24 protein-coding genes are annotated in these 21412 nt (G+C 38.8%); 1 reads left to right on the top strand and 23 read right to left on the bottom strand.

The window, feature by feature from the left end:
• Positions 1 to 18: 18 nt before the first annotated feature.
• The gene (locus tag HHO41_RS07865; RefSeq protein WP_169097222.1) at positions 19 to 264 is read left to right on the top strand and encodes a DUF2627 domain-containing protein; all 246 of its coding nucleotides are present in this window, start codon (positions 19 to 21) and stop codon (positions 262 to 264) included.
• A 21-nt stretch (positions 265 to 285) separates the two neighbouring features.
• On the opposite strand, the gene HHO41_RS07860 is transcribed toward HHO41_RS07865, so the two are convergent.
• From HHO41_RS07860 to spoIIIAA, 23 genes are all read right to left on the bottom strand, one after another.
• Positions 286 to 1014 carry a glycerophosphodiester phosphodiesterase gene (locus HHO41_RS07860; RefSeq protein ID WP_169097220.1) on the bottom strand — a complete coding sequence of 243 codons (729 nt, stop codon included), beginning with the start codon at positions 1012 to 1014 and terminating at the stop codon, positions 286 to 288.
• 314 nt (positions 1015 to 1328) lie between these two features.
• On the bottom strand, positions 1329 to 2126 hold the full coding sequence (gene spo0A / locus HHO41_RS07855; RefSeq protein WP_169097218.1) for a sporulation transcription factor Spo0A: 798 nt from the start codon (positions 2124 to 2126) through the stop codon (positions 1329 to 1331).
• Positions 2127 to 2456: 330 nt separating this feature from the next.
• Positions 2457 to 3740, bottom strand: a complete 1284-nt coding sequence (gene spoIVB, locus HHO41_RS07850; RefSeq protein ID WP_169097216.1) for a SpoIVB peptidase — start codon at positions 3738 to 3740, stop codon at positions 2457 to 2459.
• A 124-nt stretch (positions 3741 to 3864) separates the two neighbouring features.
• Entirely contained in the window at positions 3865 to 5556 is a 1692-nt protein-coding gene (gene recN, locus HHO41_RS07845) for a DNA repair protein RecN (RefSeq protein WP_169097214.1), read from the bottom strand.
• 17 nt (positions 5557 to 5573) lie between these two features.
• Entirely contained in the window at positions 5574 to 6023 is a 450-nt protein-coding gene (gene ahrC / locus HHO41_RS07840) for a transcriptional regulator AhrC/ArgR (RefSeq protein ID WP_169097212.1), read from the bottom strand.
• Positions 6024 to 6176: 153 nt separating this feature from the next.
• On the bottom strand, positions 6177 to 7025 hold the full coding sequence (locus HHO41_RS07835; RefSeq protein ID WP_169097210.1) for a TlyA family RNA methyltransferase: 849 nt from the start codon (positions 7023 to 7025) through the stop codon (positions 6177 to 6179).
• Positions 7015 to 8919: a 1-deoxy-D-xylulose-5-phosphate synthase gene (gene dxs, locus HHO41_RS07830; RefSeq protein ID WP_169097208.1), complete on the bottom strand. Its 1905-nt coding sequence runs from the start codon at positions 8917 to 8919 to the stop codon at positions 7015 to 7017. The genes HHO41_RS07835 and dxs overlap by 11 nt, the downstream gene beginning before the upstream one ends.
• Before the next feature lie 286 nt (positions 8920 to 9205).
• Positions 9206 to 10099 (bottom strand): farnesyl diphosphate synthase, encoded by an 894-nt coding sequence (locus HHO41_RS07825; protein WP_169097206.1) that lies wholly within the window; start codon positions 10097 to 10099, stop codon positions 9206 to 9208.
• 2 nt (positions 10100 to 10101) lie between these two features.
• On the bottom strand, positions 10102 to 10335 hold the full coding sequence (gene xseB / locus HHO41_RS07820; protein WP_169097204.1) for an exodeoxyribonuclease VII small subunit: 234 nt from the start codon (positions 10333 to 10335) through the stop codon (positions 10102 to 10104).
• 4 nt (positions 10336 to 10339) lie between these two features.
• Positions 10340 to 11680, bottom strand: coding sequence for an exodeoxyribonuclease VII large subunit (xseA, locus tag HHO41_RS07815; RefSeq protein WP_169097202.1), 1341 nt, complete (start codon positions 11678 to 11680; stop codon positions 10340 to 10342).
• Positions 11681 to 11822: 142 nt separating this feature from the next.
• A complete protein-coding gene (folD, locus tag HHO41_RS07810) occupies positions 11823 to 12689 on the bottom strand; it encodes a bifunctional methylenetetrahydrofolate dehydrogenase/methenyltetrahydrofolate cyclohydrolase FolD (RefSeq protein ID WP_169097200.1) in 867 nt (288 codons plus the stop codon).
• 216 nt (positions 12690 to 12905) lie between these two features.
• Positions 12906 to 13298: a transcription antitermination factor NusB gene (gene nusB / locus HHO41_RS07805; protein ID WP_169097198.1), complete on the bottom strand. Its 393-nt coding sequence runs from the start codon at positions 13296 to 13298 to the stop codon at positions 12906 to 12908.
• Positions 13299 to 13403: 105 nt separating this feature from the next.
• Entirely contained in the window at positions 13404 to 13808 is a 405-nt protein-coding gene (locus tag HHO41_RS07800; RefSeq protein WP_169097196.1) for an Asp23/Gls24 family envelope stress response protein, read from the bottom strand.
• Positions 13809 to 13828: 20 nt separating this feature from the next.
• Entirely contained in the window at positions 13829 to 15184 is a 1356-nt protein-coding gene (accC, locus tag HHO41_RS07795) for an acetyl-CoA carboxylase biotin carboxylase subunit (protein ID WP_169097194.1), read from the bottom strand.
• Between the two features lie 14 nt (positions 15185 to 15198).
• Positions 15199 to 15708: an acetyl-CoA carboxylase biotin carboxyl carrier protein gene (accB, locus tag HHO41_RS07790; RefSeq protein ID WP_169097192.1), complete on the bottom strand. Its 510-nt coding sequence runs from the start codon at positions 15706 to 15708 to the stop codon at positions 15199 to 15201.
• A gap of 328 nt (positions 15709 to 16036) precedes the next feature.
• A complete protein-coding gene (locus HHO41_RS07785; protein WP_169097190.1) occupies positions 16037 to 16582 on the bottom strand; it encodes a SpoIIIAH-like family protein in 546 nt (181 codons plus the stop codon).
• 13 nt (positions 16583 to 16595) lie between these two features.
• Positions 16596 to 17246: a stage III sporulation protein AG gene (gene spoIIIAG / locus HHO41_RS07780; RefSeq protein WP_169097188.1), complete on the bottom strand. Its 651-nt coding sequence runs from the start codon at positions 17244 to 17246 to the stop codon at positions 16596 to 16598.
• Entirely contained in the window at positions 17239 to 17874 is a 636-nt protein-coding gene (spoIIIAF, locus tag HHO41_RS07775; RefSeq protein WP_169097186.1) for a stage III sporulation protein AF, read from the bottom strand. Before spoIIIAF ends, spoIIIAG begins: the two co-directional genes overlap by 8 nt.
• An 8-nt stretch (positions 17875 to 17882) precedes the next feature.
• A complete protein-coding gene (gene spoIIIAE / locus HHO41_RS07770) occupies positions 17883 to 19085 on the bottom strand; it encodes a stage III sporulation protein AE (protein ID WP_169097185.1) in 1203 nt (400 codons plus the stop codon).
• Positions 19086 to 19109: 24 nt separating this feature from the next.
• Positions 19110 to 19499, bottom strand: a complete 390-nt coding sequence (spoIIIAD, locus tag HHO41_RS07765) for a stage III sporulation protein AD (RefSeq protein ID WP_348981244.1) — start codon at positions 19497 to 19499, stop codon at positions 19110 to 19112.
• Between the two features lie 12 nt (positions 19500 to 19511).
• The gene (gene spoIIIAC / locus HHO41_RS07760; RefSeq protein WP_004435581.1) at positions 19512 to 19718 is read right to left on the bottom strand and encodes a stage III sporulation protein AC; all 207 of its coding nucleotides are present in this window, start codon (positions 19716 to 19718) and stop codon (positions 19512 to 19514) included.
• A gap of 59 nt (positions 19719 to 19777) precedes the next feature.
• Complete coding sequence (gene spoIIIAB, locus HHO41_RS07755) at positions 19778 to 20293, bottom strand: stage III sporulation protein SpoIIIAB (protein ID WP_169097183.1); 516 nt, start codon at positions 20291 to 20293, stop codon at positions 19778 to 19780.
• 1 nt (position 20294) lies between these two features.
• Positions 20295 to 21215: a stage III sporulation protein AA gene (spoIIIAA, locus tag HHO41_RS07750; protein ID WP_169097181.1), complete on the bottom strand. Its 921-nt coding sequence runs from the start codon at positions 21213 to 21215 to the stop codon at positions 20295 to 20297.
• Positions 21216 to 21412: the final 197 nt, after the last annotated feature.

Raw genomic sequence — 21412 nt, 5'->3', positions numbered from 1 at the left:
TTGTGAAGGGAACAGGTTATGGATCGAATTATTGCACTTATCATTATGGTAATTCCCGGTTTTATTGCTGCTCTAGGTGTTAAACTCATGCGTGATATGGTATTTGGAATTCTGCAACCTCCACTTCCTTGGCTGTGGCTGCAATTCATCGTCGGTTTATTATTCTTCTTGATTGGTTTAGGATTTATTGCAGGATTTATTTTACACAGGGATAGGAAGCGGAATAAGGTTCAAGTTAAATTTCAAAAAAAAGAAAGACCGTAAACTACAAAACGGTCTTTCTTTTTAGTTGGTTATCCTTTTTAAGTTCAGAGCCTTGAGCGGGTCATCAGTAATAATTGCCGTACAGTTAATGGCAAACAGACGCTTCATCGCCACCTCTTTGTTAATCGTATATGGTCTAACTGCTATTCCATTTTCAATACTTTGCTGAAAAATATCCTCAAGCCCACGATAATACTTCGGATGAATCCCCTTTGCACCAATTGCCTTAGCATAAACCCATGGCATATAAATCGATTCAGACAATAGTGGAGCTGTTTCGATATGTGGAGCTAAGCGATAAAAATATACAATGCTATAGTGATTAAAGGATGAGATGATGATTCGTTTGCTCAATTGATATTTTTCAATCATTTTGATTACTTTTTCTTCCATTCCTTTATAAGGGAATACTCCGTTTTTTAACTCGATATTACAAACCATCTTATTTGATTGCATCCATTCAAAAACTTCTTCAAGGCTTGGTATCGGTGTTTTTTCAGTTAGCTTTTTAAATTTGAAACAAGCATTGTATTTTCGAATTTCATTGAAGGTTAGATCTTTGATATAACCTGTTCCATTTGTAGTTCGGTCGATTTTTTCATCATGGATGACGACCAATTCGCCGTCTTTTGTCATTTGAACGTCAAGTTCAATACCGTCTGCTCCTGCCTTCTCTGCTTCTTTAAATGCCAGCAATGTATTTTCAGGGAACAGCGCTGAAAATCCACGATGAGCGAATATCTGCGTCATAAAGGAATCTCTCCTTTTTTCATATGCTATGTTTATCGTGTTTGTTGAATTCCGTTCCAGCGCTTCGCGCACCTTAGGGGCGGGCGGTGAGCCTCCTCGGCGCTTTGGCGCCTGCGGGGTCTCACCTGTCCCGCTGCTCCCGCAGGAGTCTGCGCGCCTTCGCTCCAATCAACTTTCCCAAAAACAACCACCTTTTTTTACATAGCTTTTTCCAAAAAAAGGAGCCGTGCCCCTTATGATCAATTTCGGAAACCGTATATAAACAGTATTTTTCCATTGATTATTAGGTGCATGGCCCTTTTAATGTTTATTTATTAAGAAGCTTTATGCTCTAGTCTTAGTTTATCAGCGACCATCGCTATAAATTCTGAATTTGTTGGTTTTGCTTTTGTCATGCTGACAGTGTAGCCAAATAATGAAGAAATGGAATCAATATTACCACGGCTCCAGGCCACTTCAATTGCATGGCGAATCGCCCGCTCTACACGTGATGCTGTTGTGTTATATTTCTTAGCAATGTCTGGATATAGAACTTTGGTAATAGAACCAAGTAATTCAATATCGTTATAAACCATGGAGATGGCTTCTCTTAAATACATATACCCCTTAATATGTGCTGGTACACCAATCTCATGGATAATGCTTGTAATACTAGCATCCAAATTCTTCGGTTTTTGTTCCGCTTGAACTGAACGATAGGTTGTTTGTGAAGACGATTTTCGTAATACGGAGCTTGTTTTTCCGCTAACTTGACGGATATGATTCGCTAAATTCTCCATATCAAATGGTTTTAGAATGAAATATGATGCACCAAGCTCCACGGCCTTTTTCGTTACATCCTCTTGACCAAATGCAGTTAACATGATTACGTTAGGGAAGCTACTACGATTGGATTCACGAAGTTTTTCTAACACGGCGAGTCCATCTAAATGAGGCATGATAATATCTAATACAAGTACATCCGGAGTAGTATCCGCTAATATCTCTAAGCATTCTTGCCCATTATGAGCGACCCCGACTACTTCCATGTCTTCCTGTGATGAAATATACTCTTCTAAAAGTCCAACCAATTCTCTATTGTCATCTACAACACATACTTTAATTTTTTTCACTAATTGTTTCCTCCTCAGCCCTTTGTATGTCAATCCACCTAATTTATATTCTAATGGAGAAATTCGACAATGCAACAAAAATTCCTCTCGGTTTTTTTAAAATTTTCTAAAAAGTCAGTAATATCTAATTTTTTCTCGCTTTTCCTCATGGTTTCGACTCGTTTCGGCAGTTGACAAATAGTAAATTATTCGTTTTGTCGAAAAATATTTAAGCGTCATCGGAAATATTTTACCATAATATTTAAACAAAAAATAGGCGAATGATCGCCTATTTCCGAAATCCGAAAAGAACTATTGTAAGGTTGATTTTTTCAATGAGGCTTTCAAAGCTTAGGATGCTTTTCCTTTCTCGTAAATATCTATTCCCGCTTCGTTTAACATCCACTCGATATGAACTCCATAACCACTTGTTGGGTCATTTACAAAGACGTGAGTAACAGCACCGATCATTTTCCCATTTTGAATAATGGGACTTCCACTCATTCCTTGGACAATTCCTCCGGTTTTTTCAAGTAGTTTTGGATCTGTCACTTTGATAACCATTCCTTTTGTTGCTGGAAATTTTTGCGGAATGGTACTGACAATTTCAATATCAAATAGATCAACCTTATCATTATCCACAACGGTTAATATTTGGGCTGGTCCTTCTTTAACCTGATGGGACAGGGCAATTGGCATTGGTTTATCCATAATTCCGTTTTTTATATCCTTGTTTAGTTCCCCAAATATTCCAAACGGACTGTTTCGCTTTATGTTACCAATGACTTCTCGATCGGTTGAAAAACGTGCTAGTTTTTCACCAGGGTCACCGTTACTCCCTTTCTCAATCGAGGTAACCGTTGATCTGACAATTTGTCCATCTTCAACGATAATAGGCTTTTTCGTATCCATATCAGAAATAACATGGCCTAAAGCACCATACTTATTGGTTCCTGGATGGAAAAAGGTCATTGTACCAATTCCCGCAGCAGAATCACGAATATATAGGCCAAGCTTATAGGTTTGTTCGTCTTTATCCTTCATTGGTTTAAGCTGAGCATTTATTTTTTCATTCTCGCGATTAACTACAATATCTAATGGTACACCCGTTTTTCCAGAATCCTGAACATACGGTGCTACATCTGTCATTTTTTCAATCGGTTTACCGTTGATTTGGGTAATAATATCACCGACTTTAATGCCAGCTATCTCACCCGGGGAAACCTTACCAGTTTGTGTGTCAACCTGATGGTGCCCTACCACAAGAACACCGACTGTGTTAAGTTTTACCCCAATCGATTGACCGCCAGGAATTACCCGAAAATTCTTTAGAATATTTACATCCACTTTTTTAATCGGAATTCCAGCGAGGTGCAATACCATCTCATCATTTCCCTGTTCACTGGCATTTACCATCAATGATTTTTTGCTTTGCTCTAATTCAATCGCTTGATTGTCATTTACCAGGGTAGCTGATACAGGTACAGATGTTGGAAGTTTATAATGCTCACCTTCAAATAGCGTGAGTTGATTAGGGATCGTGATATATTGTTGAACGGGTTTAGAGAACCCTAGAGCAATTAATGAAACAAGGAGAATTCCACCAATTATTTTTCTAAGCTGTTCAAAATTCATTTTTTCACTCTCCTCGCTTCTAGTCTACACACATAATTAATTGGCTACACCTTTAATTTTGCCTCCAAAAGAAGCATTTATAACTGCCAACAATATAAAAAAGCTACCCAGTTTGGATAGCTTTTCAAGTTAACACCTTCATTTTCGCTGCTAGATGTAGTAATTCCTCGGCATGCTGCTTCGTTAAGTCCGTCATTTCCGCACCAGAAATCATTCTGCCAATTTCACTAATTTTTTCTTTAGCATTAAGTGGTAAAACAGATGTAGTTGTTCGACCATCTTTAATTTTCTTCGCAATAAATAGATGCGTATCTGCCATGGCTGCGACTTGAGGTAAATGAGAAATACACAACACTTGAGAATTATTAGAGATTTTATGAATCTTCTCTCCGATTGCTTGAGCGACGCGACCACTTACTCCCGTATCCACTTCATCAAAAATAATCGACGTAACACCTTGATGTGCAGAAAAGATACTCTTTAATGCCAGCATAATTCGTGACATTTCACCACCTGAAGCAATTTTTGCAAGAGGCTTCACTGGTTCACCAGGATTGGTTGAAATGAAAAACTCAACGGCATCAATGCCTGCTTTTGAAAATCCATCCAAGCGCGTAAAAACAATTTCAAAAACAGTCTTTTCCATATAAAGTTCCTTTAGTTCTCGGTGAATCAATTTGGTCAGAAGCTTCGAAGATTTTTTTCGTAAATCACTAACCTGTTTTCCCTCAAGTGTTAGGTCCTTCATTAGCGATGATAATTCTGCCTCTAATTGATGGATGTGAGTTTCTTTATTTTGAATGGTCTCGATTTCCTCTTCAATTTTGGCGGCATATTCAAGGATTTCTTCAATCGTTTTACCATACTTACGCTTTAGTTGATTGATCTCAGTTAGTCTTTCCTCAATTTCATTCATGCGCCCAGGATCAAATTCCATGTCATCAAGTTTATTTCTAATCGTTCTGACTGTATCCTCCAGTAAGTAAAAGCTGTTGGAGACAGAATCAAACATTTCCTTATAATCATTATCTAGTTCTGCGACATCTTCAAGATGCCCCATTGCCATGCCGACCCAATCTAAACCGGTTTGCTCTCCAGAGAGGGCAGAATAGCTTGATTTTAGTGAAGAAAAGATACTCTCAAAATTGCCAAGCTTTTGCCTTTCAGAAAAGAGTTCATCATCCTCATTTAGCTTCAAGTCAGCGTTTTGGATTTCATCAAACTGAAATTGGATTAAATCTAGGCGATGAGCCATTTTTTGTTCATTTTCACTTAACGCTTTCAAACGTTGTTTCGTTTCTTCATACCGTTTGTAAACACGTTGATATTCTTGAAGCGCTGGTACAAGCTCTGCTGCACCGAATTGATCCAATAACGCTAAGTGTCTCGTTTCATTTAATAAGTCTTGATGTTCATGCTGTCCATGAATATCAATTAGGGTCGAACCAAATTCACGTAATACCGCAATCGTCACCAATTTACCGTTGACGCGGCATACACTTTTTCCGCTTCTTGTCATATCACGGCGAAGGACCACCATTCCATCCTCGTCCATGTCAATTCCAAATTCCTTTGCTTTTTCAAAAACCCGATGCTCTGGATCATCAACGATAAATAAACCTTCAAGTTCCGCCTTTTCTTCACCATGACGAATAAACTCTAAAGAGCCCCTACCACCTGCAAGCAAGTGGATTGCATCTATAATAATCGATTTACCTGCACCCGTTTCACCAGTAAGCACCGTTAATCCTTTTTCAAACGATATCGTTAACGCTTCGATAATCGCGAAATTACGAATAGATAGTTCACTAAGCAAAAGTCCTCACCTCGAGCTTATAGCATTTCTAAGAAACGTTTTGTAATAATTTCTGTATTTTCAGGCGTCCGACAAATAATCAGAATCGTATCGTCACCACATATGGTACCCATAATTTCTTCCCAATCTAAATTATCAATTAACGCCCCAATCGCCATGGCATTGCCTGGCAAGGTTTTCATTACGATTAAATGGCTTGCAGAATCAATTTTAACAAACGCATCCAATAGCGCTCGTTTTAATTTCTGCAATGGATTAAAACGTTGATCTGCAGGTAAACTATATTTATATCGACCATCTGGTAGCGGGACTTTGACTAAATGCAACTCCTTAATATCCCTTGACACTGTAGCTTGTGTCACGTTATAACCATCTCTTTTTAATCGGTCAACTAATTCATCCTGTGTTTCAATATCATTATTAGCAATGATATCACGAATTTTGATATGGCGTTGGCCTTTGTTCATATGCAAAAATCACCCCGAAAAATTCTCTAATTACGCACTATATGTAGTATTTTATATTATTATGGTAGCCGATTTTCTTCCCCATGTATACCGTTCCGTGCAAAAAGTAGCTGTCAATTGTTGATAATAGATAAAAAGGAATAAGCCAATAGCTTATTCCTCTACTGTTTTTTTGGTTTTTAAACTAAGATGTGCTTCAGAAACAACTTGTTCTGGTGTTTTTAACATCAACACTTCGCCAATCTCAGACTCTAATTTAGCGTCCCAACGTAAATGGAGCAAAAATTCAATATTACCATCGCCACCAGTAATGGGTGAATAGGATAAATCAACAATTGCAAAACCAATGTTCTTTGCAAAAGCGATGATTTCCTCTAGTACGCTTATGTGTACTGAACGATCTCTGACGATACCCTTTTTACCGACCTGCTCACGTCCTGCTTCAAATTGTGGCTTTACAAGTGCAACAACATCACTACCAGGGACCAGCAATGTTTTTAAAACGGGTAAAATCAACTTTAACGAAATAAACGAAACATCAATCGAAGCAAAAGTTGGCGTTCCGTTTGCTAAATCGGTAGGTGTCATATAGCGGAAGTTAGTTCGTTCCATAACAACTACCCGTTCATCCTGTCTAAGTTTCCAAGCCAATTGATTATAGCCAACATCAACTGCATAAGACATCTTCGCCCCATTTTGGAGTGCACAGTCGGTAAAACCACCTGTCGATGATCCAATGTCCAATAGGATTTTATCCTTCACATCGAGGTTAAATTCTTTTAGAGCCTTCTCAAGCTTTAAACCGCCTCGACTTACGTAAGGTAGTACGTTGCCCTTCACAGTTAAGTCTATATCCTCCCTGACCTTTTCACCAGGCTTATCCAATCTCATCTCTTTACTGTAGACTAAACCTGCCATAATCGCCCGTTTCGCTTTTTCACGTGTTTCAAAAAGTCCTCTTTCAACGAGCAATACATCTATTCTTTCTTTTTTAATTTTCATGAGCGATGCCCTTTACTTTTTTTCCAACCAGCATTTGTAGTTTTAAAATCACGCTTTCGGTTGTAAACTCAATTTCTCTTAATAATTCATCAACATCTCCGTGTTCAATAAAGCGGTCTGGAATGCCTATACGGTCAATTACTGTTTGATAATAACCTTGATCATGGGCGAATTCTATGACCGCACTGCCAAAGCCACCTTGGAGAATTGCCTCTTCAATCGTTAATACAGGGATTCCCTCACTAAAGATGTTCAAAAGCATTTTCTCATCAAGCGGTTTGATAAATCTCGCATTAACAACTCTTACAGAATAGCCATCCTTTTCAAGGACATTAGCAGCATCTAGAGCCATTTGAATGGTTGTTCCAAATGTTAAAATGACAACATCTTTTCCTTCTTTAAGCACTTCCCATGTCCCAATTTCAATTGTTTTTAATTCTTTATCCATTGGAACACCAAGACCATTACCTCGTGGGAAACGCATTGCAATTGGACCATCATCATATTGAATCGCCGTATTCACCATATGTTGACCTTCGTTTTCATCCTTAGGCATCATCAATACCAGGTTAGGCAAATGACGTAGAAATGCAATATCGAATACGCCTTGGTGCGTTTCTCCATCCGCTCCTACCAAACCAGCCCGATCGATACCAATGAATACGTTTAAATTTTGACGACAAATATCATGAATAACTTGGTCATATGCCCTTTGTAAAAACGTCGAATAAATCGCTAAAAACGGCTTCATGTCTTGTGTAGCTAATCCTGCGGCAACGGTTGCCGCATGTTGTTCGGCAATACCTACATCAAACATGCGATTTGGAAACTCACTAGCAAAACCTTCTAGCTTGGAGCCAACTGGCATCGCCGGAGTAATGGCGACAATCCGCGGGTCCTTGCGAGCCAATTTGCGGACAGTTTCACTTACGAGAGCGCTCCATGCAGGTGGTGCACTTTTCGGTTTAACAAAGTCACCTGTTTCAATTTTATAGGGACCTGTTCCATGCCATGTACCAGTTTTATCTGTTTCAGCCGGTTGGTAACCTTTTCCCTTTTTAGTGATTACGTGTAAAAGGACAGGGCCTTCCGTTTTTTTCGCATAAGTAAAATTCTCAAATAGTTCCTCGAAATTATGTCCATCAACTGGACCAAAATACGTAAAGCCTAGTTCCTCAAAAAACATGCCTGATACAAATAAATATTTTAAGCTGTCTTTAATCCGCTCAGCAGTGGCAGCAAGTTTCCCGCCTACAGCCGGTACTTTTTTCAATAAGAATTCAAGTTCGTCTTTAACCCAATTGTATTTACCCGCCGATCTTAATCGACCAAGTACACTGTGCAAAGCACCAACATTAGGTGCAATTGACATTTCATTATCATTTAAAATGACAATAATATTTTTCTTTTCATGACCAATGTGGTTTAAAGCTTCTAGTGCCATACCACCGGTTAATGCTCCATCTCCAATTACGGGTAGAATGAAAGAGTCTTCACCCTTAAGATCCCTTGCAATCGCCATCCCCATTGCTGCGGATAAAGAAGTCGAGCTATGACCTGTTTCCCATACATCGTGCTCACTTTCCATCCGCTTAGGAAAACCACTTAAGCCGTGAAACTGGCGCAGTGTATGAAACTCTGAAGCACGTCCAGTTAGGATTTTATGAACATAGGCTTGATGACCAACATCCCATATAATCTTATCTGTTGGACTGTTGAAACATTTATGCAATGCGATGGTTAATTCAACCACACCTAAATTAGGTCCAATATGTCCTCCAGTTTTTGATAATTTTTCAATCAAAAAACGACGGATATCTTGGCTGAGGATTACCAATTCTTCATTGGTTAGATTTTTAAGAAATGAAGGGTCTTTAATCGATAATAGATCCATATGTGGATCACTCACTTTCGTTTCTAAGTTCTGACGATAGGTAATGTTGTTACGAAAGGTACGAAATATAATGAATACGATATTATTTTTTCATTTTTACTGAAAAAAGAGCCGCTAACACATATGTGATAACGGCATCCGTAATGTCCATCCACAGAACAAAAAATGATTCCCAACTATCGCCTACAGTATATTAGTCGTATTAATACAAAGATTAATACACACTTCGGCTGTATTATATCATAAATAGTCTGACCTCTCAAACCTCATCTAAATTGACACAATTTTAAAATTCCCTTGCGACAACAAGGTCAGCGATATCCTCAAGGATTTGCGTTGCCAGTCCAGTTGCGTGGAGATGGTATTTAGCTGCTTCAAAATGTTTTTGCATTGCTTCTTTAGCACCATCCATCGTTAACAGAAGTGGATAGGTACTTTTTGAATTTTCTATGTCACTTCCAAGTGGCTTTCCAATCAAGTCCTGATTTCCTTCAACATCAAGGATATCATCTCGAATTTGAAAGGCCATTCCTAAATGCTGAGCAAACTTTTCTAAGCTGACTGCTTGCTCTCGACTAGCTTGGGCAATTGTGACTCCAGTCATAACACTGCATACTAACAGCTTTCCAGTTTTATGTAGATGGATATACTCCATTTCCTCTAATGTTAACTGCTTTCCTTCTCCTTCGATGTCAGCTACTTGGCCACCGACCATTCCCTCAGCACCTGCTGCCGTTGCAAGGAGCGAAATAAGCGCAAGCTTCGTTTCAGCACTGGCATATTCCTCCGGCATTTCTGCCAAAACCTGAAAACTATAGGTTAAGAGTCCGTCGCCTGCCAATATCGCCAACGCTTCACCGAACACTTTATGATTAGTTGGTTTCCCTCTTCTTAAGTCATCATCATCCATGCTTGGTAAGTCATCATGAATTAATGAATACGTATGGATCATTTCAATTGCAGCCGCAGGAAACAGTCCCATTTTCGGCTCTAGCCCAAATGCCTTTAATGTAGCGAATAATAACAATGGACGAATGCGCTTTCCGCCTGCCTGTAAAGAGTAGAGCATCGATTCTTTTATATGAGCAGGAGCATGGAGCCTCTCAATAAAGGCTTCTAATTGATTCTCCAATAGGAGCTTATGCTCTTTTGTAAAAGAGGCTAAGCTTTGTTTTGACACGATTATTCCTCCTCGGTTACAGCAAAACTTTTGATTTGACCGTCATCGGTTAATATCTGAGTAAGCTGTTCTTCCACTAATGTAAGTTTATCATGACACAGCTTGGAAAGCTCCATTCCTTCTTTATAAATTGAAATCGCCTCTTCAAGAGGAACATCGCCTTCCTCAAGTCGCTCAACCAAGCTTTCTAGTTTTTCCATTGCTTCTTCAAAAGTTTGTGTTTGTTGTTCAGCCATTTATTTACAACTCCTTTATGTCCATTACCTTACATTGCAAATTCCCATCAGATAATCGCACTAAAATTTCTTCGTTTCGTTGTACTTGCTCTCGTTTACTGATTAATTTCTGCTCTTTGGAAAATACAAGACTATAGCCACGCTCCATTATTTTCAATGGACTCAAAGCATCAAGTTTGGCAAGCTGATGCTGAAATTCTGAGTTCTTTTTTGATAATATCATGCTCATAGCACGCGTTAACGATTTTGTTAAACGTTCATGGTGCAATGCAGCTTCTTGGATTTTTTTTGAGGGTGCATTGCGAATTAAGCGATTATGTACACTTTGTTGCTCGGACTTTTTAAGCTCGATTAATTTATTAGTATTGCGAACAAGCTGCTCAGTGCGCCTGTCTAGTTGCTCTAGCTTTTGCTCATATAACTTATGTGGATAGCGAAACGCATACGAACGATTGATGCGTGATAATTTAACTTTTTGTGAACTGAGTTTTTCCTTCATTGTCCGCAGCATTCTCGATTTTCGATTTAGGATTCGCTCCAATAAATCATCAATATGAGGAACGGCAAGTTCTGCAGCTCCGGTTGGTGTAGGTGCACGCAAATCTGCGACAAAATCAGCAATCGTAAAATCGGTCTCATGACCGACAGCAGAGATAATTGGAATTTCCGAGGTAAAAATAGCTCTAGCAACGATTTCCTCATTAAATGCCCAAAGCTCCTCAATTGATCCCCCACCACGACCAACAATTAAGACATCTATCGCATCAATTGTATTGGCTTTTTCGATTGCTCTGGCGATGGACGAGGCAGCTTGTTCTCCTTGAACCAATGCTGGTAGCAACAAAATATTAGCAATCGGAAAACGGCGCTTAATCGTCGAAACGATATCCCGAATCGCAGCTCCAGTTGGGGAGGTGATTACACCAACTGTTTTTGGATATTTTGGCAAAGGCTTTTTAGCACTCTGTGAAAATAATCCTTCTTTTGTTAACTTTTCTTTTAATTGCTCGTATGCCAGAAACAGTTCTCCGACTCCATCAGGTTTCATTTCTTTTATGTATATTTGGTATTGGCCGCTAGCCTCATAAACTGAAAGGTCCCCACGGATTAACACCTGCATCCCGTTTTCCGGCTGGAATTTCATATGACGATTATCTCTGGCAAACATCACAGCAAGTATCCGTGCTTTATCATCCTTTAATGTAAAATACATGTGACCGCTGGAATGCTGTTTAAAGTTGGAGATTTCTCCTTTGACATAACAATCCTGCAAATGGGGGTCCGCATCAAATTTCCGTTTTATGTATCGTGTCAAAGCGACTACAGTAAGATAACGTTGCTCCATAGTGTACCCCTTTCAAAGCAAAGCGTTTGCAAATTTACAAAAGCCTATCCCATCTATTATAAATTTAGAAAGCCAATTCGTCACCTGAAGAGACCAATTGTTATTCTAACTGATAAGGATGGAACAGGCTTTAGTTGTTGCCTTAAGCGTTTTGTAATTTTTGTAGAGCCTTTTGGGCTGATTTTAACGTATTATACATTAACATCGTAATCGTCATTGGCCCAACCCCACCTGGAACAGGTGTGATATAGCCAGCTTTTTCTTTAACATGTTCGAAATCTACATCACCGCAAAGTTTTCCTTCACTGTTTCGGTTCATCCCTACATCGATTACAACTGCACCTGGTTTTACGAAATCTTCAGTTACAAAATACGCTCGACCAACTGCTACAACCAAAATATCGGCTTGCGTTGTAATGGATTTGATGTCGACAGTTTTTGAATGACAATATGTTACCGTGGCGTTTTCATTTAGGAATAATTGTCCTTGTGGCTTACCAACAATATTACTTCTACCGATGACGACAACATGCTTACCAGCAATCTCAATACCCATTTCTTGTAGCATGACCATTACACCATATGGAGTACATGGTAAAAAGGCATCCTGACCTGTCATCATGCGACCAATATTGATTGGGTTGAATCCATCAACATCTTTTTCAGGAGAGATTGCTTCGATAATGCTTGTTTCGTTAATGTGATCGGGAACAGGGAGTTGTACTAAGATACCATGGATTTTGTCATCGTTGTTTAGTTCATCAATCTTGTTTAGTAATTCCTGTTCAGAAACTGTTTCAGGATATTCAATTAATAAAGAGTGCATTCCTAATTGCTTACAGGTTTTTTCTTTACTTGTTACATATGTTCTTGATGCAGGATTATTTCCTACTAGAATCACTGCTAACCCAGGTGTAACACCAGCCTTTTTCAAAGCTTCAACTTCAGCTGCAATTTCATTTTTCTTTTTATTTGCGATATCTTTCCCACTAATGAGTGTGGCACTCATTGTATTTCCCCCTTTGTTCATAAATAAACATTACACTAAGTTAACGAATTTGTTGATTTCTGCTCCGGGCGCTTCGCTTTCCGTGGGCGGTAACGGGGAGCCTCCTCGGCGCCAAGGCGCCTGCGGGGTCTCCCCAGTCCCGTACTCCCACAGGAGTCTTCGCGCCCTCCGCGCCAATCAACAAAAAAGTCAACACTGACTAATAACAATCTTTATTTATCCAATTTGCTCTTTTACTTTTGAAAGAACTCCATTTATGAATCGACTTGATTGGTCATCCCCATAAAGTTTAGCAATTTCGATGGCCTCATCGATAACGACATTTGGTGGTACGGATTCCTTGCAATAGATTAATTCAAATACCGCTAATCTCAACAAATTCCGATCTACTGGTGCTAGTCGTTCAATTGTCCAATTTTCCAACTTACCTTTAATCATTTCATCGATCTCTTGTTTATGTAAGACAACGCCTGATACTAAATCATTTAAGTAATCATCGTGTGGATGGTCTTCCAAAACATGCTCAATTGCAGCATTCACTTCAGTTTGACTTAGGTCTATCTGAAACAAAGCTTGCAGAGCCTTTTCTCTTGCTGTTCTTCTTTTCATAAAAATACTCCTTTAGCACTAATTATCCAGTTTCCTATATAGATAATAGCATAAGCTAAAAGAGAAAAAAACCAAAGACACAAATAGTGTGTCTTTGGTTCTTTTTTAAATCTCTTGGTCGAATTCATTTTCAGCCTTTTGCGATTCAAATTGAATTCCGACAATATGAATATTGACTTCTACTGGTTCTAGAGCAGTCATATTCAGAAGTGCTTGGCGAATATTGTCTTGGATTTTTTGTGCAACAGTCGGAATTGAAATACCAAACTTTAGAATGCAATAAACATCAACTTTAATGCCTTCCTCCGTCAGTTCAACTTTAACCCCTTTACCATGATTTTTCTTACCTAATCGTTCTACTACGCCAGATGCAAAATTTCCGCGCATTTGTGATACGCCTTCAACTTCACTTGCAGCAATACCAGCAATTACTTCAATCACTTCAGGAGCAATTTCAACCTTCCCATGCCCGTTGTTTTCTTGATTCATCTCCAAGATATTTTCACTCATCCTAAAAAAGCACCTCCATATTAATCTTCGTTCATCACATCATTCAACTCTAAAAACTTCGTATTGAATTGCCCTTCAACAAAAGTTTGGTTGTTAAGAAGCTTTACATGGAATGGAATCGTTGTATGAACACCTTCGATCACGAATTCACTTAACGCCCGTTTCATTTTTGCAATCGCTTCTTCACGTGTGTTTCCGTGAACGATGACTTTCGCAACCATGGAATCATAGAATGGTGGAATTGAATAGCCAGGATATGCTGCTGAATCCATACGTACTCCGTATCCGCCTGGAGCTAAGTACATATTGATTTTTCCTGGAGAAGGCATGAAGTTCTTCGCAGGATTTTCAGCATTGATCCGGCATTCAATCGCCCAGCCGTTAAATTGAATATCTTCTTGTTCGTACTGAAGAGGTTCACCGTTAGCGACTTTAATTTGTTCTTTAATTAAGTCGATTCCAGTTACCATTTCAGTAACAGGATGCTCAACTTGAATACGAGTATTCATTTCCATGAAATAGAATTTACGATTGCGATAATCATAAATAAATTCTATCGTGCCTGCACCAGTATAATCAACTGCTTTTGCAGCTTTTACTGCTGCTTCTCCCATTTCTTTACGAAGTTCGCCATCAAGTGCTGGTGATGGAGACTCTTCAAGAAGTTTTTGAAGGCGGCGTTGGATTGTACAATCGCGCTCACCTAAGTGAAGGACCTTACCATGTTGATCTCCAAGAACTTGGATTTCAACGTGGCGGAAGTCTTCAATATATTTTTCGATGTATACGCCAGGATTACCGAATGCAGCCGCAGCTTCTTGTTGAGTCATATTAATACCCTTAACAAGCTCTTCTTCATCGCGTGCTACACGAATCCCTTTACCGCCACCACCGGCAGTTGCTTTAATAATAACAGGGTAGCCCATGTCATTTGCTAATGCAATTGCTTCTTCTGTATCTTTAATAATTCCTTTAGATCCTGGAACGATTGGTACACCAGCAGCCTCCATAGTGCGACGAGCCACGTCTTTTGTACCCATTTGGTTAATTGCTTCTGGAGTTGGACCAACCCAAATAATGTTAACGTCGCGACATAATTCAGCGAAGTCAGCATTTTCAGCTAAGAATCCATAACCAGGGTGAATCGCATCACATTCTGCTTTTTTAGCTACACTGATAATGTTTGTAGTGTTTAAATAACTATCTTTAGACGCTGTAGGTCCAATACAGTATGCTTCATCAGCAATTTGAACATGAAGAGCCTCTTTATCTGCTTCAGAGTAAACTGCTACTGATTCGATGCCTAGCTCACGACAAGCTCGGATAACCCGTACAGCAATTTCTCCACGGTTTGCAACTAGTAATTTTTTTATCATTTTAGAAACGCTCCTTATTCAGGCTTAACCAAGAATAAAGGTTGGCCATATTCTACAAGTTGTCCATCTTTAGCAAGAATTTCAACGATTTCACCATTTACTTCTGCTTCGATTTCGTTGAATAGTTTCATAGCTTCTACGATACATACGATAGAATCGCCAGTAACTTTTTGTCCAACTTTTACATAAGCATCAGAATCTGGTGATGGAGCTGCATAGAAAGTTCCAACCATTGGTGAAGTAATCTTATGTAGATTTTCTACATCAGCAATCGCAACTGGTGCTTCAGCTTTTGGAGCTGGTGCACTTACAGCAGCAGTTTCAACAGCTTTTGGTGCAACTGGAGCTTGCGCAGCAACAGGTGCAGGTGCAGCAGCAACAACTGGTGCAGCTTCTGCTACAATAACTTTTTCAGCATTCTTTTTCATTTTGATTTTGTAATCATCGTGCTCATAAACAAACTCATTGATGCTAGAATTGTCAACCAACTTAATTAATTCGCGAATTTCTTGTACTTTCAACATTTTTTGACACTCCTTGTCCCACTATTTAAATTATTTTTATAAGACTAGCTACTAACATCATACGATATTTATCCAAAAAATATCAATATTGGATTCATACTATGATTTATTGTAGCAAATCAAATTACAATAATATAATAAACTTTTCTGAAAAGAAAGTGAATTTATTTTATTCAAAATTAATAAATATTTTTTCGTTTTTTTAAAAAAATCCACTAAAATAGGGAAAACCCAAGGTGGTTTTCCCTATTTTTTCATAATAATTCCAATATTTTCCGCAAATGTTTATATTGAAAATTATTATTGACTGGTTAATTTTCGCATTTTTTTATTTCGTTGGTTGGAAGTCTACGACAACATTCTCCAATTCCCCGATTTCTGTCCTAACAAGTTGAATTATGTCATTTGCAGCTGAAGCGGAATGATCTTTAGCTTTAACAGTAATTCTCACTTTTTCACCATCTGCACGAACTAAGGCATCATCATACCCCATTGTTTTAATTAAAGTTTCTAATACATTTTCTTTTTTAGCTAGTTCATCTAACTTTTTCATTTGATCATAAGCTTCACTTCTCTTCTCCGCCGTAAGATCTGTTGAAGCCATAATTTCATTTAACTGCTCCTTCATTTCATTGCGTTGGTCCTCTAACTCTAAGCGTAAAGCTTCAAAAACCTCATCGCTTGCTACACCGGAAATGACTGTTTTACCATCTTCAGATACTGTTGAATCCGCTGATTTTTTCTCTTTTGTCTGGTTTTCAACAGTCGCCATATTCGTTGCTTTTTGTTCTGGAGAAGTAATGTAATACACAGATAATACAACCACCAAGCTTAACATTGTTAAAAGCCAAACCGTTTGCTTTTTTAATAACATCACATTTGCCCCCTTATCCTTTTTTCGGCATCACTGCAACCCGATGGCTCGGCACATCCAATGCTCGGGTCACCGCTTCAATAATCCATTTTTTTACCTGAATATTATCAGCGCCTTTAGCGACAACTAGAACACCACGAATTTCTGGTTTTTTGGTTTCAACGACGATTGGGACTTCTTTTTCTCCTTCTCGAATAATGACAAGATTTTCCTCCCTGGAGGCATCCTCAACCTTTCGTTTTCCACCTTCGCGATCGGTTTCATCTGTTAATTGTGACTGTGATTTTTCATTTTTCTCCAGCACTTGTTTTTCAGTTGCATCGACGTTGACAACTACCGTCACATTACTGACTCCTTGGATTCCTTCAAGAGCTTCCTTTAGTTGATTTTCATATGCTTCCTCATAACTTTTTATCATATCGGTTTCCTTTGTGTTCTTTTGACCGAAGGCTGGAACCTCTTCATTCTCCTGTTTCTTGTTACTGTTAAAGACTTGTAGATCAGAGCTCTCTTTATTATTAATAAATAGATTGCTAACTAGCATAATCGCTGCACCAACTAACAAAACTAGCACCAAATATTGATATTTACCCGGTTTTTTTTCAGAAGAATCATTTGCAAGGAGCTTCTTAATCATTGCTATCGGGCCTTTATCTTTATCCATTGTGATCTGATTTCCCCCCTTCTACCATTTCAACCTCAATGGTGCGTTCATCGATATCCCACTTTTGCGAGAGGAATGAGACAATTTCCGGTTTCTCGTGTTCATTCTCCCGCTCTGATGGAAGAGGTTCGTTAGCGCTTATTTCAACTGGTTTGACGACTTCTACTGCATCGGCTGAGATTTTCGGCTCCTCGAGCTGTACAATGACCTTTTCCAAATTATCCGGGAAATTCTGCATTTGATCTTCATTTATCACAAATTTGATGTTGCTAATATTTAATCCGTGCTTTTCCATCAACTCCTCATTCGCATCCTTTTCCAGTTGGACAGCCATTGTTTCTAAAATATATGCTTGTTGGGAGGTTTGTATTTCTTTTTTCTTCGATTCTATTAAACTTTCCATATTTTTTGTTTCATCATTACCCCTTAATGAAATAGTTGCTAATTGTTTCTCAAAATCGCCCGAGATTAATTTAAAAATTGGCGTTAATATAACAGCAATCAATAATAAACCAGTGACCATTTTTGTGTATTTTTGCAAGGTAGAGTTAGGTAGGAGCATATCAATGACTGTCGCTAGCAAAACAAATAAAATAATATTAGTGATCCATTCCTTAAGAAAGTCCATGCTCTCACCTACCTAACCATCATCGTCAAATTTCCAGCTGCGATGATAACAGTAATGCTTAAAAAAAACATTAAAGATACAATCGCCAATGCTGCAAAAACATAAATGACATTTTTTGAAATGATATCTAAACAAGAAATAATCGGACCTCCACCTAAAGGTTGTAGAATCGCTGCTGCAAACTTATAAATAAACGCAATAATCAGAATTTTAATCGCAGGGAAGGCAACAATTAACAAAAGAATCCCCACTCCTGCAATTCCAACTGTGTTCTTTAAGATAACAGACGCACTGATGACTGTATCTGTGGCATCTGTGAACATCCGTCCTATTACCGGAATAAAATTCCCTGTGATAAATTTAGCAGTTTTAATTGTTATACCATCTGTCACCGCAGTTGAGGCCCCTTGTACTGATATAACGCCTAGAAAAATTGTAATAAACATCCCTAGTAAGCCTATGCTCCAGTTCCTCAAAAGTTGGGCTAATTGTGTGACCTTATAGTGTTCTGTCAAAATGCTAACGATACTTAGTAACGTCGAAAGAAACAACATCGGTAGAATGACAGTTTGAATAAATAATCCACTAACATTCATTAAAAACAAAATAACCGGATGGAAAAAGGCAGCCGAAATGATGCCACCGGATGACGCAATTAATGCAAGTAACAACGGAACTAACGCAAGGATAAAATCAATCATCGAGCCGATTGCCTCATTTGTATATTGAATAGCAATATGAAAGCTATTTAAGGCAATAATCATCAGGACCATAAACACAATCGCGTAGGCAACTTTACTAACTGTCCCCTTTTCAAAGGCATTTTGGAGTGACTGGAGAAACATACTAAACACGGTCAACAAAATCAGTGAGCCTAACAATTTACCATTAGTTATCAATTCGTGAAAGGCAAATTTGAGTATACCCGAGGTCCACTCTTTTAAGGAAAAATCCTTACTTTCTTTGATAAAATCATATAGGCTGCCCTTTTGACTCTCAGGTAAAAAGCCACCATACCGATGAACGATATCATCCCAAAACTGTTTCAGTTCATCAATTTCCAGGCCTTCTATTTGAGCATCAACAATTTCTTGAGTTGTGGAAGGCTCAGTATTTTCTTCGGCTCCAACAGCTTGTACACTGCTCGCAAAACCGAAGGCTAGACCAATTAAGAAGATCATGATGGGGATAATCTGCGTATATTGCCTCATTCTCTGATTCACCTCTAGCCTTGATTAATTGGGAATAAGTTTAATGATTGTTTCAATCATGACCGTTAGGATTGGAATAGCCATCGCTAATATTAGAACTTTTCCTGCCAGTTCAATTTTTGATGCGATTGCACCTTGTCCGGCATCTTTAGTAATTTGGGATGCAAATTCTGCAATATAGGCAATTCCAACTATTTTTAGAATAGTCTCAACATAAATGAGGTTAACATTTGCATTGATCGCAATTTTTTCGATCATCTGGATAATGCTGTAAATTTGATCAACAAGAAACAGAAATATTGCACAACCTACAAAGACAATGAGCAAGAATGCAAAATTCGGCTTTTGCTCCTTTAATATTAAGGCTAGGAAAGTTGAAACTAAGGCAACACCAATAATTTGGAGAATTTCAATCGCCCGTCCCCCCTATCCTTGGAATAAAAAGACTGATTTGATTTTTTGAAAGAGATCATCCACAATCGAAGCAACCATAAACAAAATATAAATAAATCCAAACAGCGTGACCCATTGGGCGTATTCCTTCTTTCCCACCTGATCTAGAATTGTATGCAAAAAGGCAACAACGATGCCAACTCCAGCAATCTTAAAAATAACATCTACCTCTAACCCCATGTATTCTCCTCCTAAGCGTATGAAAGACTGAATATTTTTCTTTGATAGCAGTTTCTACTTTACATGAGCAGAATGATAAGTAAGAGTCCTGAAAGAAACCCTAAGCTTTTTACCATTTTTTCGTATTTTGCTTGGCTTTCATAGGCGTCTATTTCTTCTCGTTCCAAATGGCTAAGCGCTAGCATAATTTGTTTTTGCTGTGATATCCGATCATGGCGACCAAGTGTTTCACCAAACTGCTTCATAATTTCGTATTCTCCCTGTTTAAACGCAGTCATTTTCCATATATCCTTAAGACTTTCCTCCCAGGCTAGCGCTACAGTCGTATCACCATTTTTAAGCTTCGTTGCAAAGCTCTCAAAAAGCCACGACAATGGTTTTCCTAGTTGAGCTGCCAAGCGATGGGATGCTTCATGTAGCGGTGTATGACCATACATGATTTCCGCATCTAGAGATTGTAATGCAGATTTTAGCAAACGCAATTGCTTCGGACGTTCACTTAAATGTCGTGATGCCTCAAAGCCAGTCCATGTTGTAGCCACAATAATAAATACCGCACCAATAATTTTTATCATCTTACATCACTCTCGCTTTTAGCAGATTAACTCCGGATTGATTTTTTATCCTTGTAATCGTGCCTGGTCCATCACTTCGACTCAGTTCAATAAAACGCTTAAACAGTCCAGCTTTTAAAATAGGTTGAAGTGTGGGCCGCTTCTCAATGTCCTCTAATGAGCTGCCATGAGTTGTCATCATCAAACTGATTCCGGCATTGACTGCTTCCATTATCGCTTCAGCATCCTCTTTGCGGCCTATTTCATCAACAATGAGGACCTCAGGACTCATTGAACGAATCATCATCATCATTCCTTCAGCTTTCGGACAGGCATCCAAAACATCAATGCGAGGTCCAAAGCTTAGCTGCGGGATCCCATTAACTGCCCCTGCAATTTCGGATCTTTCATCTACGATTCCGATTTTGTTAGGCGGACGACTTCTAACTGCATCTCCAGTCGATATGATTCTGGCAATGTCACGTAGCATAGTCGTTTTACCGGTTTGCGGTGCTCCAATTATGATGGTATTCATCCATTTTTCTTTATATATATAGGGAATCAACGGTTCGGCAATTCCAATTTTTTCTTTGGCAATTCGTATGTTGAAGGAGGAAATATTTCGAATCACTTTGACTTGACCATTTTCCAAAATGACTTTGCCAGCCAGTCCGATGCGGTGGCCCCCTTCAATCGTTACATAGCCACGCTTCAACTCTTCTTCCATCGTATAAATCGAAAACTGGCTGATTTTATTCATTAGCTGTACCGCATCATCAGAGGTGGCATAATAAGTTAAAAAATGCGGGACACCAGCACAAGTCACCTCAATGGGCCGCTGTATTCGGACCCTGATTTCCTCAATCATACTTTTAAGATTTGGAGGCATTTGCTGAATTTGGTTAGAAATAGTTTTCGGTAAAAAGGCCAGAACAGCTTCCACAATCTTTCCCCCTTATGTGTACCTCTCATTATTTAAAATCTATGCCTGTCTGACCTAATTTAGAATATAAAAGCTATGGGTCTGTGTAAAAGTGGACAAAATAGAGTAGGCGCATGAATTACTCATGCGCCTCTCACAGTTCCGTACGTGCGGGTCATCGCATACGGCTCCTCCATAATTATCCCCGTTGGGGATGA

Origin of the sequence: Bacillus sp. DNRA2, assembly GCF_012843265.1 — a bacterium.
Classification (GTDB): domain Bacteria; phylum Bacillota; class Bacilli; order Bacillales; family Cytobacillaceae; genus Bacillus_BU.
This window is presented reverse-complemented; position numbering and strand designations above follow the sequence as displayed.